Genomic DNA, 16,038 nt, shown 5'->3' with positions numbered 1-16,038 from the left:
CAAAGAAGGTGAAAGGCAGTGAAAAAAGGGCGATCTTTGATCCGTGAGTTTGAAAATCGAGTCGCCGCTCAGTTGTCTGATCAGTTGGTCGAGGTCTCTAAGTTTAGACCTATAGAGAACGGGCGATTAGAAATTGATATCTCTGAAGGCTACAAGGTTCGCATCTCTCTTCACGTTGACCTGGGCGTTGAAGATCGCTCCGACGCAGTCTTTGCGGAAGTGAATACGATTCTTTCATTGATTTCTGCACGTGCCGGAGAGTTGTTTCGGGAGGACGCTTATAGCAGCGGTCAGGTATGGATCGCCGGTCTTGGTGCCCTCGTGGTCTCTCCGGATCGCTGGAAAATTGCTATAGATGAGGAATCGGGGCAAATTACCGATTTGGAACGCGCACATCGCTATGCGTTGGCCGTGGATTCCGCTTTTCAGCGTATTTGTGACGAGGTGCCCACTCTGGATGCATTAGTAGAGGCAATGCTTCGGGACGATGAGCCGCCGTGGGCTTTTCCGGGAATGTTTGGGCTGCTCGCTACTTGCGTCGTGGGGAGGGTTGACGAAGGCTACGCGCTATACCGAAAATACTTTGAGACTAAACTGGTTGGATCCGATGAGAGTCAGCTTGCGGCAGCGAATGGGGCCGCGATGATTTTGACAACGTTTGATCGTCCTGAATTGGGCGATGAACTGGTGGCGTTGATCGAAGGTCGGGTTCGTCAACGGCGATTGGAAGCTGAGAAGGCGGAGGCTGATCGTCGCGCGAGGGTGGCCGCGAATGCTGAACGGGACAAGTCTCGGGTGGTTAAACCGCTGACTGTTAAGAATAGGCTGCCGAAACCAGGGAAAGGTTGAAAAATTTGTCCTACGATTTAGCTGCATTTGACCCCGCAGTTGCTCCGACAGATCCTGAAGAGTTTATTGCCTGGTTCGAAGATTTGATGGATGAGACCGAGCCAACGGGAGTTCAGGAGGGGTCTGCGCTGGGTAGCTGGACCGCGTCGATGATGGACACTTATCCCGATAGTGAGACTGGGGATGGGGACGAGGGTGCCGACTATTCGTCGGCGTATCCCGCACTGGCTTATGTTGCAGCAGGGTGGGATGAGGCAGCCGACTTCCGCGAAGTAAGCCTACGGCTGGCAGCTTCGCATGCTGTTGGGCTATTTCTGCTCAGCGATCCGGTACCGACTTTGTGGTGGCCTGACGGACAGGGCGGGCTGCGGCAAGTCGCCCAATTCGAAAGCTGAACCGGCGCACCACAGTTCGAGTGCCACCTTCAGCCCAATCGGAAGACTTGTTACTTCGGAAAGTGCTGAGGCGTCGATGGAAGACCTGTTGTCCAAATATTTCGAATCTGTTATAGGGTTGGAGTTTGGCAGCCTTCTTGAGATCATCCCGCGTGACCGTGAGCTGGTGAACGGACCGTATCTAATAGACGGCGCAGTGGAAGTGGAACATGGATTGTGCCTTTCTATTGTGGGGGCGAAGCCGCTTACCGCATTATGGAAGTCATCAGGGGTAGATGGGGGGCTGGAGATTATCATTGGAAATCCTAATCCTGAATTATTCACAACCCGGAAGCTCGCCATAGAACCCGTATTAGGACAGGTAGTTGATGTCGTCGCGGCTTCTGAAGTTGATGGTGGGGTTCACCAGCTGGTAGTGCAAGGCCGGAATGGCAGATTCGATATTCTACTGGGCGAGGTCGATGAGACTGCCGGGCTGGTGAAAGCAGCGCCGCAAGCTGTGACGTTGGTTTGGAAGAGTGAAGTAATCGCAGTCGATACCTTTATTGCGGGTGCTCTACTGCTTAGGTGATGAGTTGGTTGCCGATATTGTCCGTAGATTTGCTGCGGACCGAACTGATTGGTTATGCAAGATGCTAGCGATCTTCTGTCGAGCGTTTTCCATATTTGTATTTCGTCACAAATGAAGGGCAAACGAAGTGTTCGAGAAGTTTGAGCGGACCTACACGCCGACGGCGGGCCAGAGGGAGGAAGTGGAAGATGCGCGTCTAACCGGCTCCGCGGTAAATGCTGACGAGCTTATTCGGATTATGGGCGGGACGGTATATGACTTCGGCCTTTATCGGTTTTGCACTCCGCAATTGGCAAATCGAATTGCGGGATGGATAGGTGAGGACTTTCCCAACTATGCGCGGAAGATCTTGCCGTTTGCGTTTGACTGGCTTGGCAGAGTTTGGGGGACCACCCTCGGGGACATCCCACAGCACTGCAAGATCTACATGGTTGAGCCGGGCGTAGATGTGTTTGAAGTTCCTTCTACTTTTTCGGACTTCCACGATGGTGAACTATCCAACTACAAAGAAGACGACTTGCTTGCATCGCTCTTCAATGAGTGGCGTGAATCGACCACCAACTCCGAGCTGCGTTACAACGAGTGTGTTGGATACAAGGTTCCGCCGATACTGGGCGGGGACCTATCGGTTGAGAACCTGGAACTGACCGACTTTGCAGTCAACTGGTCGTTGATGTCTCAGATCAGCAAGCGAGCGACGGAACTCCCGCCGGGCACCACGATCGGGCAGATCAGAATCGACGACGAGTAGGCTAGACGGTCCAGGTTGATCCGAACCTAATAGCTTGACATAGATTTGAAGACGGCCTGAGCCAGATTGCTGCACATGCCGTCCGGCCAAAGATGAACCGTCGCATAACAATTCGCGTGCGCGTCGAGCCAGGTACTCTTGAGTCAATGAACGGCACACGAGGCAGCGATCGCGCGCTTCGCGAGGCGACGACGAGGTGGGGTTGATACCGATCACGTTCAGGCAGGGTGCGCTCTTCGGTGTCGTATCGAAGGATGAGCAACGTGCAGCCGTCGCGGTGGTGTCGCGAGTGTCGCAGTACCGCCAAGTCACCGGAATGGCGCTCTATATGTTCTGCACGCCCGTCCCAGCGACTCAAGAACGCTCAACATGGGTCGTTCCCGCTGTCTTGGTTCCCGAGTTGGCTACGTTTGCGGTCATAGTACACGGGATCGAGACGGGGTTCCGAAATTTTGAGTACCTCGGGCAGATGAACGAATTTAGGCCAAAGATATGGGAGAGCCCCGCGTTCGAAGATGGCCAGGGAGGTGTTATTCGATATCCGATAGCTCGATTGGATAGCCCCGACTTCGAGAGAATAACTCCAGGCAAATATGATCGAGTGTGGAAACATGTGAATTGCGCCGCTCAGAATCTTCCTTTTGTGGTCGGGAAACAGTGCGGCAGAGTCGAGGTGCCACACGAGAAGGTGGAAGCACCTAGAACGCTATTCTAGGTATAGTCTGAAGCTATACATCGATACGAAAGGCTGGGTAAAAGATGGGCGCTTGGGGTAATGGGCCGTTCGATAACGATGACGCGGGGGATTGGGTAGATGAGTTCGATGAAGCCGACGCTGAGGGCAAACTTGAGCTATTGCAAGAGACGTTTCAGCTCGAACGGGATAGCCCGCTAAAGGCTGATCAGTCGTACGCTGTGATCGCTGCGGCCGCCACGGTCGCCGCCCTGGTCCCTGGCGGTCCGAGCGTTGACGAAGCCTATGGTCCGCAGTCACTAGAAGACGCTGATTTCGTAGTCAGCGACGTATTACGTGATGCCGCGAGAGAAGCGCTGAGTATTGTTACGGCGCCGGAGACCGAATGGTCTGAATTATGGGCCGAAGTGGATGGAAGAGATGCCGCTTTGGAACAGCTGAGGCCGGTGTTCGACGCACTGCGTCGGGTGTGACGCCGCGACCGGTTGAGTTGCGTTGGTAGTTGCGACTCTGGAGCGCCGCCCCTGGTCCGAGGGGTATTCGATTTGGTCGTACATTCTGAAATAACCACGCGAGAGGCATCGAATGTCCAGTGATCCGGGATTGGCGGCCGGGCAGGTGTGGGCAGCGTCGTCGATTGAGTTGGGCAAATGGAGTGCATCTCTTGTCACTCACGTGACAAGAAGTCATGTGAGTATCCACGACCTGGACTGGTCCGGTGTTAGGTGCCCGACGCTGGATGAACTCGCGCACGCACCGCTCCTCAAAGTGCGTGATCTTCATACACATGTGCGGGTAACAGGGATGAACGCTCCTCCGCCGGGTTACGTCTTTGTTGGCAAGCGGCGGCTGCCGCTTCTCAACAGAGATTCGAAAATCACCACCACGACTTGGCGGGTCGGCCAACAATTAGCCCGGCGCGAGTTCGAAGCCGGGAGGATCGATGCGTTCTTTTCGGAATGGGATGGCACGACTTCAGTCGAAGTTGCCGACAAGGTGCGTACGGTTCATTTCGTAGGAAGTCGCCTTGACTTCAGGGACCTCGCCAACGTCTTTCCGAATGCGAAAGACGTGCGGTCGGCCGGAAGTTCTGTTCAGCTGCAGAACACGGATTGGGCCGAGTATCTCGGCCTGAGGTCGTTGTGGGCGACTGTTACGCCGGATTCGGATCTTGCAGCTCTGGCGCGCGGCTCGGTGCCATTGGAAGAGTTATCGCTGAGTGGCCTTACAAAGGAAGCGTGGAGCGTACTTAGTGCGGAGTGGTCGAATCGACGCGGTGTGTATTGTGATCTTCGAGTGGCTAAGTCTGCGAGTGTAAATCGTTCATCAGATCAGAATGTCTATCTATTATCTTGGATAGGGAGCGATGTGGTGCCGGATGCCGTGCGAATCGCAGCTGTCGATATATTGCGGTTATTCGCAAAGACATTGGAGACTGATGGCGACTACCGTAATGGTCTTAAACTAGCGGTACATGAGTTGAACTCTCTTGATGGTCAGTTCGATTTCATCGAATCAACGGAGCGCGATGATCTGGTCGACGAACTACTTGATATTCTGAACGCGTCGTCGATTGATTTCGCGGAAGATGTGGCGCTTAATCTCATCGACAGTACGAAGACCTGGTAACGATGACAACTTCTAACATACGCAGTGTCCCATAAGGGGTGAGAAATGCGAAGTAGTACACTAGAGTCGCTCGGAGTATTTTTCTGCGAAGTCTATGATTCGGTGGTGGCGCCGATTGAGCAAATCGCGACTGACGGCACCTCGGTAAGCGTCGCTCAGGAAGTAGCGATATCTACTATCCACAATATTATCGCCCGATTTCAGGAGAACGCGGATCTGGGTGGCGGTGTGCGCCTGTTTGTACGAGGGGAAGACGGGAGTCTCACGGGAGATCTCGAATCAATGTCGGATGACCTCAAAGGCGAACTGTTCTCAAGTGATGGCTGGCTTGCGAAGAATGCGACCGCCCCTGTTCCTGAAAAGTACACACAATGAAAGACGCGCTCTTATCGCAATCTCAGCTCCTCGAAGTGGCGGAGCCATTGAACGCTCCCGGACTTAGAGAATCAGTGTTGCGATATCGCCGTTCGGCCGTGCGATTCTCACGTGCCAACGGTGACGATGAGCGCAGCGGCAATTGGTTCGGTGGAGGGCCATTAGTGCCTCCGGGTTTTGAGTGGCCTCGTGACGATTCGGGGTCATCGTTGAGGTTTGTGGCCCAATTTTCTTCTGATGTCGCAGCGGTCGCGGGGTATGAATCATCTGGTATCGCAATATTCCTACCGGAGGATGTCAGCAACGAAGGATATCTGGAGGAACGCATCGCCAGCGGTATCACTAGTCCAGTTGGCTGGTTTCAAGTGATACCAGAGACTGCGAATAACTCGATAGTTGAGGGACCGGCATTCTCAGAAGAGCGCCATGAACTCACCGCATGGTTGACTGACACTCTTCCCATGTCATTTGATTCCCGTCTGGAGTTGGATCTTATGTGGCTTGGAAGAAATATCCTCGAGGGTGATATCGATTCCCCAACGCCCGGATCCTTATTTACCGAGGTTCGATCGAGAATCGCCGATCGGGCCGAAAACATCGTGGGCGATATTCTGGGTTGCTCCGTTGGCGGCAACTTGGCGTCCCTTTCGTTCGACGGTGATCATCGCAAACTATTCGGCGACAATTCGGCTATTCGAGAGTCGATCAATATACTCACCATTGACGAGGACGACGAGATGAATCTTGACTTCGACCTCCACTCGCTCTGCTGGCATGGCGTCCCCGGCGAAACTCGGCCCGGACTATTTTTGGAATGAGCTAGCTGCGGCAGAAGCGCAGCGTCGAAGATCTTGACCGCTTGATGTTGCCGAGAGGCGTAGGCCCGCCCGTCCTAATTGACTTTGTCGGCGCTCGTCCCATCTCATCTCTGTGGACATGTTCAATCTCTATCCGGTAGCGTCGAGTTGTGATTAACAAGCCTAATGAAAGGATGGTGTCTTGATGGCCGTCCTGGCTGCTCCGAAACATGCGCAGTTGAAGGCTGGTATGTGGCTGAAGGTCCCGGTCGGTGATGATGGTCGCGGTGTGGTTTTCGTTGCGCGCGTGTGGAAGCCGGCGAGACGTGTCGGCACTGCCCTCGGTTACTTCTTTGCGCGATCGTTTGCTGCCACGGTTGACGAATGCCGCTCGGCGCATTCCTTGTCTGATGCGGATCGAGTTACCGTGTTTTACGGAATGGACTCTGATTTCAAGCGATGGGGAATTATCGGGACTGAAGAGAACCCAATTGCGGACGAAGTAGCTGATCCTCTGTTTTACGATGCTTTGCGCCGTGAGGTTGTTGTATTGGCAGACGATGTGTATCAGTCCAAAATCCCGCGTGGTCCGGTGCCGACCGGGAGAACCGCAAGCGAGTTTCCGCGAACCGGCCAGGAGTCCGCCATTTTCGTTGCGGCCATGCTTGAGAAGATTGATCGAGAATTCAGGGCGCAATAAGTGCACTTGCGATGACGGTGAGGATGACTGTGCAGATAATTAGTGCGATCAGAATTGGGATGCAACGCAGACCTTTGAGATATCTTTGGTTGGACGCGCAGTGAACGTATATGAGTTTCCGATGTCTATCGACGAGCGTTTAGTTCAGTTGTCTGACGTACTCGGATTCATTGAAGATGGTAGCGGACTCGTGTGGTATTTGGGGGAGATGGATTTCGTCGGTCGGCTGCCGGCGCTATTCTGGAATGCGCGGGATGACGTTCGTAGACGAGTCGCATGGGAGAGCCTCATGCAGTTCGCGAATTCCGTCGATCAACTGATAGACGGTCGCCTGCTGGGCGTCCCAAACACTCTTCCGCCGCAGATGGCTGATTCTTCGATACCGGAAGTTATATCCATGGGAGGGATAGTAATCGATGCGCATGACAGTAGCTCCTGGATTGTGAGATATGGAGATGAATCGATCAACGACGCCTTTTTTAGACACTCGCTCGCGGCTTGCTTGGCGCCACCAGGCCCGTTCTAACAGCTAGAAATAGCGCGAAGTTGATATCTGTAGAGTCTCAGATGGCAATTCTGCTGCGCATATTGTGGGTGTCGGCAGTTAATACGATGAATGATACTGACGCTGGTTACGAAGATGGCGAGAGCGAGAGCTTTATGTTGATAGACGACCTCAGGGCTACGCTGGTGAATTTGACGACTCGTGAGCGCGACGCCGTTGTTTTGGCCGTGCTGGCGATAATGGCCGATTTCGCACGGGCCACGCTTCCTGGTGGGGAAGAGTCGCGTCTAAGGGTACTGGAGGCAGGCATCCGGGAATTCCATGGTTCTGGTTGCGTAGGACCCCAACTCGTCGAAAGGATAGATCAGCAGATTCCTGACGAAGACGCCGTTGGCGAGCGCTGGGGAGTGTGGGTGCCTGTCATCGAAAACCTTGGCATATCGCTGCTGGCGCTCGACTGCGGCAGTCCGCCGGACCTGGGACGCGTCGCGGAACAGTTCGTGGAGTTCTTAGATACACTCGTGACCACGAAATATGGGACTTACCCTAGCGGTGATGAACGGGTTTTTGAGCGGGCGCTGGTCGTGATTGGTGAGGTTCGCTCCGGTCGAATGGATGACGTGCCGCGTTTCTCGGCAATGTTGGTGTCTGAGTTCGGCCGTGGGTAGATAGGCGCGGGAGCTCGCGCTGACTTGAGAAGGGGCCGTCCCGCAACCAGGAGAGGTATCGCTTTGCAAGTGATCGAAGTTGACGCTCCGAACGGGCTGCTGTTCGTGGGGGGGATGCCGAAGCAAGCTCCGGTCCCGACGTTGACGGCTCAGCAGCAATATATGCGACCTCCGATGTCTTCGCGGTCACCGTCATTGAGGAGTTCGAGGGTCGTGTTCAGCTAGCGATTTCGACCAATGGTGAGGTGGTAAGCCATCGGCTCACAACCGGTCGCGAGTTAGCAGAGATCTGGTCGGGCCAGCTGGAGTTGCCAAGCGGGGTGATCGTCGTCAGCAACGTCACCGCCGACGTTCTCTACCGGGCCGAAGTCACGTCGCCGGCGTACGTCGAGGTCTTTTCAGATGGAACGAGCGAGCCAGAGCGGGTGTTTCTCTCCATTCGCGGACACGGTCCCGCACCTGCGACTAACTAGGCAGTCTCGCTGACCGGCGGCTCGCCTATCCGCGCCACTGGTTGGGCACACCGTTCGGCGGCATCCCGACGGTAACCGGGAAGCTGTCGGCGATAGTCGCAGCCAGTTCGATGAGTGCGGTGCGAGTATCTCGGCCGACCAGCTCGAGATCCACCTGAGCACCCTCGGCGAGGTGGCTGTCATAGGGGATCACCTGAACCGCTCGGGTCCGGCCAAGGAAGTGCTGCGCCATCATATCGATGTCGACGGGCGGGGAGCCCGGCGTCGATGACGAAATCACCACGACAGACTGGCTGACGAGCCGCTCGTAACCGTGGTGGTTGAGCCAGTCGAGGGTGGCGGACGCACTCTGCGCTCCATCGATCGCCGGAGAGGTCACCAGGACGATCCCATGTGCCAGGCCGAGAACACCCTTCATCGCGGAATGCATGAGGCCGGTGCCGCAGTCTGTCAACACAATGTTGTAGTGATTGCGCAGAATTCCTACGACTCGTCGGTAATCGTCCTCGCTGAACGCTTCCGATATTGCTGGATCACGTTCGGACGCAAGCACTTCTAGCCGGCTCTCGGCCTGGCTCGTATGTGCTCGCACATCCGAGTAGCGCGCGACATTGGGATCGTTGAGCAAACCGCGTACATTCGATGCGGTTTGCTGCGGGACTCGACTCGCGAGTGTCCCCAGGTCGGGATTCGCGTCGACGGCGATAACGCGATCACCACGAAGTGACGCGAATGTCGACCCCAGGCCGATGGTGGTCGTTGTTTTGCCCACACCACCCTTCAACGACAGGACCGCGAGCCGGAAGTCGCCACGTATCGGCTGACGCACGCGCTCGATCAGTTGGTCGATGTGCTGTTGTTGGGCACTGTCGCCGAGATTCACGACCCCGGCGGTGGCACTATGCACCGCGCGCCGCCATCCTGATTGAGGCGCCTTCTTTGACCTATGAATCAGCCGAATCTGGTCGAGACCCGGTGGGGGAGCAAGGTTTCCGACCGGCGGCTGGTTCGGCTGATAGTGCTGCTGCGGCACCGGCTGGCCTTGCTCAATAGGTGGCTGCTGGTGGACCGGCTGCTGCTGTTGCGGTGCGTAACCCGGGTTCGCGACCGCTGCGCCATGAGGTACTCCCGACGTCGGATCGTACTGCTGGGGGTAGGGCTGAACCGGTGGTTGTTGTTGCGGCACTTGGTATTGCGGCGGTGGCTGAAAGTTGGGCGGCTGAAAGTTGGGTGGCTGGAAATTGGGCGGCGAGGAGTTGGGAGCCGGAGCACTCTGCGGTTGAAAATGTTGGGGCGGCTGGAACGACGAGTCCGTGGCGTTCGCATTCTCGCCCGGACTCGGGTCTTCCGCGATGCCCTCTCTACTCGCGTGCTGGCCGTAGAAGGATGGCGGGGTGAAGTGTTGTGCCGCAACCGGTGCGGGTTGGTCGGAGCCGGTCAACACATCTTGAGCGGGTGGTGCTGCTGCGGGAGAAGGGGGCGCCACGGGTGGTGAAGGGACAACCGGCGGCGGGGAAACGGGTGGAGCAGGTGATGGAGGCGTAACGGCGTGTTGCGCTGGTGGAGGTGGTTCCGACGCGAGAGCACTTTCAGGTGCAGGTGCAGGTGCAGGTGCCTCGATCTCGGCATCATCGTCGTCACTGGCCGGAACCCAGCCGCGCGGTGCTGGTGGGGGCGGCGCAGACTGTCGGTCCCCAGCGAAAGTGGGTGTCGCAGGTCGCGGTTCACTCGCGACGCCGTTCGCGGCTATCGGTGCCGAGTGATCAGGAGGGCTGGTATTCGGTTCGGCGACCATCGCTTCGGGATCCTGGTCGCTATCGTCGTCATCGCTCAACCACGGTGGTGGCATATCTGACTGATCGTTGCCCATTCTTCCTCCGTTTGTGTGACGCCGGGCGATGCCCGCATCGCTGCGCCCGCAGCCTTCCTCAGGATAGTAGGATGGCTAACCATGACTACCGGGGGTGACCCGCGCACCGTACTGCAGGCCCATAAACTTCGTACGCAGCTGGCGTCGTCGGCTCTAATTCATGGCAGTCAATCGCTGCGGGGCAAGCAACTTACGCTGCGACTCATCGTGATCTCGTTGGTGTTGGCCGCCGTCATCCTCGTCGGCATCGTCGCCGCGGGATTCATCATCGACTATTTCGCCTCGCGCCGCTGACTGTGATGCGTCAGCTCGGCCAGAACAGGCCGTAAACCCCCTGCCCGACGAACACGACCGGGAAATAGGCGAGTGCCAGCGGCAGGTCCACACCATCGAGGAAACGGCGCAGTCGCGCTGCTGGAACCTCATCGAGCGCGGGGAGTTGTCCGACCAGGACCGCGGTTCCGACGACAATCGTGCCGACAACGCCCGCGATGATGGCCCCGTTCTGGGACAACTCGATCCAATGCGGCACGGCGCACACTACGACCACGGCCGACACCGCCGCTGCGCCGAGCATCGGTGCCACATGCCGCGAGTGGGTAAACGACCGGCTGCGCAGAGTGAAAATCAGTACGAGCAAAACCGCGACAAACCCTTGCTCCCACACTCCGGTCACAGCGATGGTGGCGACTACGGGTATGAGCAGAGCAGAAACGGCCCACACCAACCCGTCGACAACTTCACGTCCGCGACGCAATCCCTTTTCGACCGCGGCACGTTCCGCCAGTTCCAATTGCTCGCTGCGCTGTATTTGGGCTAGTAGACCCGAGGAGGACAGCGCCAGCCGTGGGGTGAAAATGGTGACCACCACCAGCCCGATCGAGGCCCATACCGTCAACGCGGTTGGGTTGGCCCCGAGGGCGAACGCGCCGCCCGCGACGAATAGCGAGCCACCGACCAGCCCGCCCGCCAATGTCAATGACCGCGAGTCCAAGCTGGTGTAGGTCGCGAGGGCCGCGATCACGGCTCCGGTAGCGAACGCCCAGCTCACCGATTCGGCAACTCCGACGTCTTGCGTCGCTCGCCATACCGCCAGCGCGCCGATCGGTGCGGCTGCCCAGGTCACATAGCCGAGCGGTTTGCCGCGCGCGATGGTGCCTATCGCAATCGCGACGAGCGCCAATACCGCGAGGCCGCCTGCCACAGCAGTATCCGAAGACTGCAGCGCGACGAATCCCGCCCCGCTCAACAGCACTCCGGCCAGGACCGCCGAGAGCCAGACGCGCCTGGACTGTGCGGTCCAGCGTTCGTACCGGTCGTCTACGGTGCGACGCATCTCGGCGATGACATCGTCAACGAAGGGTGGTGGTGCCGCGTCGGGCGCCTTTGTCAGGTGAAGAGTGACGCCGTCGGCGACGGAATGATCGGCGAGTGTGTCGTCGAGTTCGATCAAGCCGTGGGTCGGTGAAGAGAGAGCCCACGCCGTCGTCGGCGCGGCGGCGGACGGACCGAACATCGCGACGACATCGTCGATATACTCGACGACCGGGCGATGCGCCGGCAGGCTGATGTCGAGTTGGTTGTCATCGGCAAGCACTGTTAGCCGCACAAACGTTGCGCCCATGGAGTAATCATTGCAGATGATGATTGGTCCAAGCGCTGCCACCTGACCGACGAGACTGCGAGGGAAGTGCCGGTGGGTACCAGACTGGTTCATCGACCAGCGCGACTGCACAATGATCCGTTACCCAAGGATCCGCTGGTCATCGCGCGAGTACCGTCTATTGATTCCGCGGGCGGCGCCCAGTCGGCGTTACGCGCGATACTCCCGCTGTTCGCGGGCTTGGGAATGATGGCGATGATGATGTCGTCGGGTAACCCTATTCGGATGATCGCCGGCGGCGCGATGGTTACCGGGGCGGTCATCGGCGGTATCGCGATGTTCGTCTATGCGAAAACGGGTGGTCGAAAGAAGGCGGAGCAACATCGCGGCATCTACGTCGAGTACTTGGCAACCACCCGGGCCGACATCGAGGGCGAGGTCCGCGATCAGCGAGAGATGTCGCTTCGACGTCATCCCAATCCGGCGAACCTCCTGGAGGTGATCCGAGACCCGTCGCGCTTGTGGGAGCGTCGGGCGAGTGACGCCGATTTCCTCACGGTTCGCGTCGGCAGCGGCGTCGGACCGCTGGCGCGCGCGGTGCGCACAACTTCCGACGATGATCCGCTCAAGCGGCCAGAGCCGGTTGCGCAGGCGCACCTCGACCGCGTGGTCGCGCTGACTGAACGTATCGACAACCTGCCGATCGCAGTGCCGCTCAATGGAGTGGTATCGGTGGTGGGACCGCCCGCGCTGACATACGAGACGGTTCGCGCCATGCTCATCCAGTTGGCCGCGTTCCACGCGCCCGAGGACGTGCGGGTACACCTCGCCCTGCCCGCGCGAGGGATTTCCGACTCCTATCGGTGGGCACTGTGGTTGCCCCATATCCTCGACCCGGAACAGTTCGACGGTCCGTTGGGCCGGCGCCAGACCTCGGTTGATTCGGAGGATCTCACCGCGCTCACCGATGAGATCGGGCGGCGACGTGCGGAACTGGCCGACAAGTCGAAGCGTTACGGCGACCATGTGGTCGAGGGGCATCATCTCGTTGTGGTCGCCGATTCCGACGACCCCCATGGGCGGGAAGTGTTGTCTCGCTTGATGGTTGGCTCCGACCTTCGGCAGTTGAAGATCATCGCGGTGGTGCTCAACGAGGATCGGCAACTAGAACCCGGCACCGTGGACACCAGGGTGACGATTGGTGAGGACCGTTCGGTGACGGTCGAAGTCGTTACCGAGGCGCCCAACGCGTTCGGCGCGCGGATCGACAATGAAGAGGTTCTGCGGGAGAGGCGACTGATCCGGGGCGCATCGCGTGGCTCGATCGATACCGTCAGCGTGCCGCTGGCAGAAAATGTCGGACGTCGGCTCGCTCCGATTCGCCTCGTTGAAGATTCGGCTCCTGACGCCCCGCTCGAAACAACCATCACCCTGGATCGTCTCCTGGGTATCGACGACTTCGGTTCCTATGACATTGATGCGATGTGGGCGCCTCGCCCGCTCGACGACTTTCTCAATGTGCCCTTCGGCATCGACGGAAGCGGAGCCCCGGTACGGCTGAACCTGAAGGAATCCGCACAAGACGGCATGGGGCCGCACGGTCTGTGCGTGGGCGCTACCGGCTCGGGTAAGTCTGAAGTTTTGCGCACTCTTGTTCTGGCCCAAGCTGTTTGGCACTCGCCGGACAGACTCGCCCTGGTTCTGGTGGACTACAAGGGTGGCGCGGCTTTCGCGGGTCTCGACCAACTGCCGCATACGACGGCAATGGTCGATAACCTCTCCGACGACTCCGGCCTCGTCGACCGGCTGCATGATGCCCTCCTTGGCGAGATGCAGCGCCGCCAGCAGGTGCTGCAAGCCGCCGGTTCGTTGCCCAATGTCACCGAATACAACCGGCGGCGTGATGCCGGGCAGGACTTGGAGCCACTCCCGGACCTTCTCGTCATCATCGATGAGTTCGGTGAAATCCTTACGGCCAAACCGGATTTCATTGATCTCTTCGTGCAGATCGGCCGGATCGGCCGGTCCATCGGCGTTCACTTGCTGCTGGCGACGCAGCGGCTGGAAGAGAGCAAACTTCGCGGCCTCGAGTCGCATCTGTCCTATCGAATCGCGTTGCGTACCTTCTCTTCTCAAGAGTCGCGGACCGTTATCGGTTCGCCCGACGCGCATGAGCTTCCGCCCATACCCGGCTCGGGAATTCTCAAGGTGGACCCCGACATCTTTGCCCGGTTCAAAGCTGCCTATGTGTCGGGCAAGTATGTGCCGCCGGCTGACGCGGAAGACACCACCCTGCCGCCGATCCCCATGCCCTTCGGGTTGAACAACACCACGTCGGCGTGGCTGGCTGAGAAGCAAGACGAGTACACCCGGTCGATCCGGCCGGTAGCCGTCGATGATGACCCATTCAGTGCGACGACACTCGATATGGTCGCGGTGCGGTTGGGTAAACACGCGGATAAGGTGCGTCAGATCTGGCTTCCGCCGCTGCCGTCGTCGCTGACTTTCGATGACGTCGTGGGTAGGGTCGAGCCGACCCGAGAGCGGGGCCTGTCGGTGGCCAACACCGCCGAGTGCGGTCAGTTGCAGTTTCCGATCGGGCTCAAGGATAAGCCGTTGCGTCAGTGGCAAGGTGCGTTGACGGTTGACCTCGCCGGTTCCGGTGGTCATCTCGTTTTCATCGGGTCACCGCAGTCGGGCAAGACGACGGCGCTGCGATCCTTCGTCCTCGGCGCCGCGTTGACCCACACGCCGAATGAGGCGGCGTTCTACCTGATCGACATGGCCGGCAGTGGATTGCGGCCGATGTCCAGGCTGCCGCATGTCGGTGATGTGGCAACGCGATTCGAGACCGACAAGATACGGCGGACGGTCGCCGAGATGGTGACCCAGCTCGTTGAGCGTGAACGAGTCTTCGCCGACCATCAGATCGAGACCGCAGAACAGATGCGACAGTTACACCGGGCCGGCCGCCTACCTGAATTGCGTTGCGCCGACGTCTTTTTGGTGATCGACGGGTGGTGGACATTCCGCGAAGAATACGACGAGCTCTCCCGCGAGGTGCAGGAGTTCGCCGCACGCGGGTTGGGATTCGGTCTGCACTTGATCGTCACGACAGGTCGGTGGGCGGACTTCCGCATTCAAATGCAGAGCATGCTGGGCACGCGAATTGAGTTGCGTCTCAACGATCCTCTCGATTCGACGATCGGGCGTCGCCTAGTCGAGACCATCCGCGCCGACAATCCCGGACGCTGTGTCAATCAGGAACAACTGATGTGTCAGATAGCGCTCCCGGCTGTCGGTGGCGACACGATGGCCACGTCGGAAGCGACAATGACGGCGATAGCGGACGCCTGGCGTGGCCCTGGGGCGCCGGCCGTGCGGATGTTGCCGGATGTGGTCACGCTCGAGGAGATAAGGCGAGATCACGCCGCGGTCGGCCACGTGGTTGTCGGGATAAGCGAGGCTGACCTGATGCCGGTGCGGCTCGATCTCCTTGGCGCGGATCCACATCTCGTGGTTTTCGGAGATTCGGGCAGCGGTAAGACGAATATCGCTCGCACCGTCGTCGACGAACTATGTCCGCATTTCGCCGAAGGCCAGTTGGTTTTCGCAGTGCTCGACCTCAAGCGTCAGCTGATGGATGTCGTGCCGACGGAATTCATCGGTGGCTATGCCGGCACCGCGAATGTTGCTGCGCAACTTGTGGCCTCCATCGTGAAGGAACTAGAGCGGCGGGTACCGCCCGACAATGTAACCACCCAGCAGCTGCGGGAGCGGTCGTGGTGGACGGGCCCCGAGGTAGTAGTCATCGCCGACGATTACGACCTGATGGAAGGCACCAACAGCCCGCTGCGGCCACTGGTTCCATTCTTGCCGCAAGCACGTGATCTCGGATTTCACGTTGTGGTCATGCGTCGCGGCGGTGGCGCCTCGCGCGCGATGTACGAGCCGGTCATCCAGGCGCTCAAAGAAAGCGGCGCCGCCGGTTTACTGCTGTCGGGCGACCGACAAGAAGGTCAGATGTGGCCCAAGGCCTGGATGTCGCAATTGCCACCCGGCCGCGGCGATCTGATTCAGCGCGGACTGCCGCCGAGGCGAGTTCAGTTGGCGTACGTCCCTGTAGAGCACGACAGCTAACCTCACACCTTTGATACG

15 protein-coding genes are annotated in these 16,038 nt (G+C 58.6%); 13 read left to right on the top strand and 2 right to left on the bottom strand.

The window, feature by feature from the left end:
* Positions 1–18: 18 nt before the first annotated feature.
* The 11 genes from GOEFS_RS06695 (at position 19) to GOEFS_RS06635 (ending at position 8,407) form a co-directional block, all read left to right on the top strand.
* On the top strand, positions 19–849 hold the full coding sequence (locus GOEFS_RS06695; protein WP_007317138.1) for a hypothetical protein: 831 nt from the start codon (positions 19–21) through the stop codon (positions 847–849).
* Positions 850–935: 86 nt separating this feature from the next.
* The gene (locus GOEFS_RS06690; RefSeq protein WP_040524638.1) at positions 936–1,244 is read left to right on the top strand and encodes a hypothetical protein; all 309 of its coding nucleotides are present in this window, start codon (positions 936–938) and stop codon (positions 1,242–1,244) included.
* A gap of 76 nt (positions 1,245–1,320) precedes the next feature.
* The gene (locus GOEFS_RS06685; RefSeq protein ID WP_007317136.1) at positions 1,321–1,815 is read left to right on the top strand and encodes a hypothetical protein; all 495 of its coding nucleotides are present in this window, start codon (positions 1,321–1,323) and stop codon (positions 1,813–1,815) included.
* Between the two features lie 127 nt (positions 1,816–1,942).
* Positions 1,943–2,566, top strand: a complete 624-nt coding sequence (locus GOEFS_RS06680) for a T6SS immunity protein Tdi1 domain-containing protein (protein WP_007317135.1) — start codon at positions 1,943–1,945, stop codon at positions 2,564–2,566.
* Between the two features lie 759 nt (positions 2,567–3,325).
* The gene (locus GOEFS_RS06670; RefSeq protein ID WP_007317133.1) at positions 3,326–3,733 is read left to right on the top strand and encodes a DUF4259 domain-containing protein; all 408 of its coding nucleotides are present in this window, start codon (positions 3,326–3,328) and stop codon (positions 3,731–3,733) included.
* A gap of 112 nt (positions 3,734–3,845) precedes the next feature.
* Positions 3,846–4,889: a hypothetical protein gene (locus GOEFS_RS06665; RefSeq protein WP_007317132.1), complete on the top strand. Its 1,044-nt coding sequence runs from the start codon at positions 3,846–3,848 to the stop codon at positions 4,887–4,889.
* 45 nt (positions 4,890–4,934) lie between these two features.
* Positions 4,935–5,264, top strand: coding sequence for a hypothetical protein (locus tag GOEFS_RS06660; protein WP_007317131.1), 330 nt, complete (start codon positions 4,935–4,937; stop codon positions 5,262–5,264).
* Positions 5,261–6,082 carry a DUF1963 domain-containing protein gene (locus GOEFS_RS06655; RefSeq protein WP_007317130.1) on the top strand — a complete coding sequence of 274 codons (822 nt, stop codon included), beginning with the start codon at positions 5,261–5,263 and terminating at the stop codon, positions 6,080–6,082. Before GOEFS_RS06660 ends, GOEFS_RS06655 begins: the two co-directional genes overlap by 4 nt.
* Before the next feature lie 184 nt (positions 6,083–6,266).
* Positions 6,267–6,761 carry a hypothetical protein gene (locus tag GOEFS_RS06650; RefSeq protein WP_007317129.1) on the top strand — a complete coding sequence of 165 codons (495 nt, stop codon included), beginning with the start codon at positions 6,267–6,269 and terminating at the stop codon, positions 6,759–6,761.
* Positions 6,762–7,328: 567 nt separating this feature from the next.
* Positions 7,329–7,934: a hypothetical protein gene (locus GOEFS_RS06640; protein WP_040524632.1), complete on the top strand. Its 606-nt coding sequence runs from the start codon at positions 7,329–7,331 to the stop codon at positions 7,932–7,934.
* 245 nt (positions 7,935–8,179) lie between these two features.
* Positions 8,180–8,407 (top strand): hypothetical protein, encoded by a 228-nt coding sequence (locus tag GOEFS_RS06635; protein WP_007317126.1) that lies wholly within the window; start codon positions 8,180–8,182, stop codon positions 8,405–8,407.
* Positions 8,408–8,432: 25 nt separating this feature from the next.
* Here the strand turns inward: GOEFS_RS06635 and GOEFS_RS06630 are convergent, their stop codons facing one another.
* On the bottom strand, positions 8,433–10,028 hold the full coding sequence (locus GOEFS_RS06630) for a MinD/ParA family ATP-binding protein (protein ID WP_444542550.1): 1,596 nt from the start codon (positions 10,026–10,028) through the stop codon (positions 8,433–8,435).
* 330 nt (positions 10,029–10,358) lie between these two features.
* Here GOEFS_RS06630 and GOEFS_RS06625 point away from each other — a divergent pair, with 330 nt between their 5' ends.
* A complete protein-coding gene (locus tag GOEFS_RS06625) occupies positions 10,359–10,571 on the top strand; it encodes a hypothetical protein (protein WP_007317124.1) in 213 nt (70 codons plus the stop codon).
* Between the two features lie 10 nt (positions 10,572–10,581).
* Here the strand turns inward: GOEFS_RS06625 and GOEFS_RS06620 are convergent, their stop codons facing one another.
* On the bottom strand, positions 10,582–11,901 hold the full coding sequence (locus tag GOEFS_RS06620; protein WP_007317123.1) for an EsaB/YukD family protein: 1,320 nt from the start codon (positions 11,899–11,901) through the stop codon (positions 10,582–10,584).
* Between the two features lie 72 nt (positions 11,902–11,973).
* Here GOEFS_RS06620 and GOEFS_RS06615 point away from each other — a divergent pair, with 72 nt between their 5' ends.
* On the top strand, positions 11,974–16,020 hold the full coding sequence (locus GOEFS_RS06615; protein WP_040524655.1) for a type VII secretion protein EccC: 4,047 nt from the start codon (positions 11,974–11,976) through the stop codon (positions 16,018–16,020).
* Positions 16,021–16,038: the final 18 nt, after the last annotated feature.

Origin of the sequence: Gordonia effusa NBRC 100432, from assembly GCF_000241305.1 — a bacterium.
In the GTDB taxonomy this organism is placed as follows: domain Bacteria; phylum Actinomycetota; class Actinomycetes; order Mycobacteriales; family Mycobacteriaceae; genus Gordonia; species Gordonia effusa.
The sequence above is the reverse complement of the archived record's forward strand: the minus strand, read 5'-3'. Positions and strand labels throughout refer to the sequence as shown.

Excerpts from the sequence above, each read along its gene's own strand:
- GOEFS_RS06625 (WP_007317124.1), top strand. The coding sequence starts at position 10,359 with ATGACTACCGGGGGTGACCCGCGCACCGTACTGCAGGCCCATAAACTT.
- GOEFS_RS06665 (WP_007317132.1), top strand. The coding sequence starts at position 3,846 with ATGTCCAGTGATCCGGGATTGGCGGCCGGGCAGGTGTGGGCAGCGTCG.
- GOEFS_RS06650 (WP_007317129.1), top strand. The coding sequence starts at position 6,267 with ATGGCCGTCCTGGCTGCTCCGAAACATGCGCAGTTGAAGGCTGGTATG.
- GOEFS_RS06655 (WP_007317130.1), top strand. The coding sequence starts at position 5,261 with ATGAAAGACGCGCTCTTATCGCAATCTCAGCTCCTCGAAGTGGCGGAG.
- GOEFS_RS06660 (WP_007317131.1), top strand. The coding sequence starts at position 4,935 with ATGCGAAGTAGTACACTAGAGTCGCTCGGAGTATTTTTCTGCGAAGTC.
- GOEFS_RS06620 (WP_007317123.1), bottom strand. The coding sequence starts at position 11,901 with ATGGGCGCAACGTTTGTGCGGCTAACAGTGCTTGCCGATGACAACCAA.
- GOEFS_RS06640 (WP_040524632.1), top strand. The coding sequence starts at position 7,329 with ATGGCAATTCTGCTGCGCATATTGTGGGTGTCGGCAGTTAATACGATG.
- GOEFS_RS06690 (WP_040524638.1), top strand. The coding sequence starts at position 936 with ATGGATGAGACCGAGCCAACGGGAGTTCAGGAGGGGTCTGCGCTGGGT.
- GOEFS_RS06670 (WP_007317133.1), top strand. The coding sequence starts at position 3,326 with ATGGGCGCTTGGGGTAATGGGCCGTTCGATAACGATGACGCGGGGGAT.
- GOEFS_RS06685 (WP_007317136.1), top strand. The coding sequence starts at position 1,321 with ATGGAAGACCTGTTGTCCAAATATTTCGAATCTGTTATAGGGTTGGAG.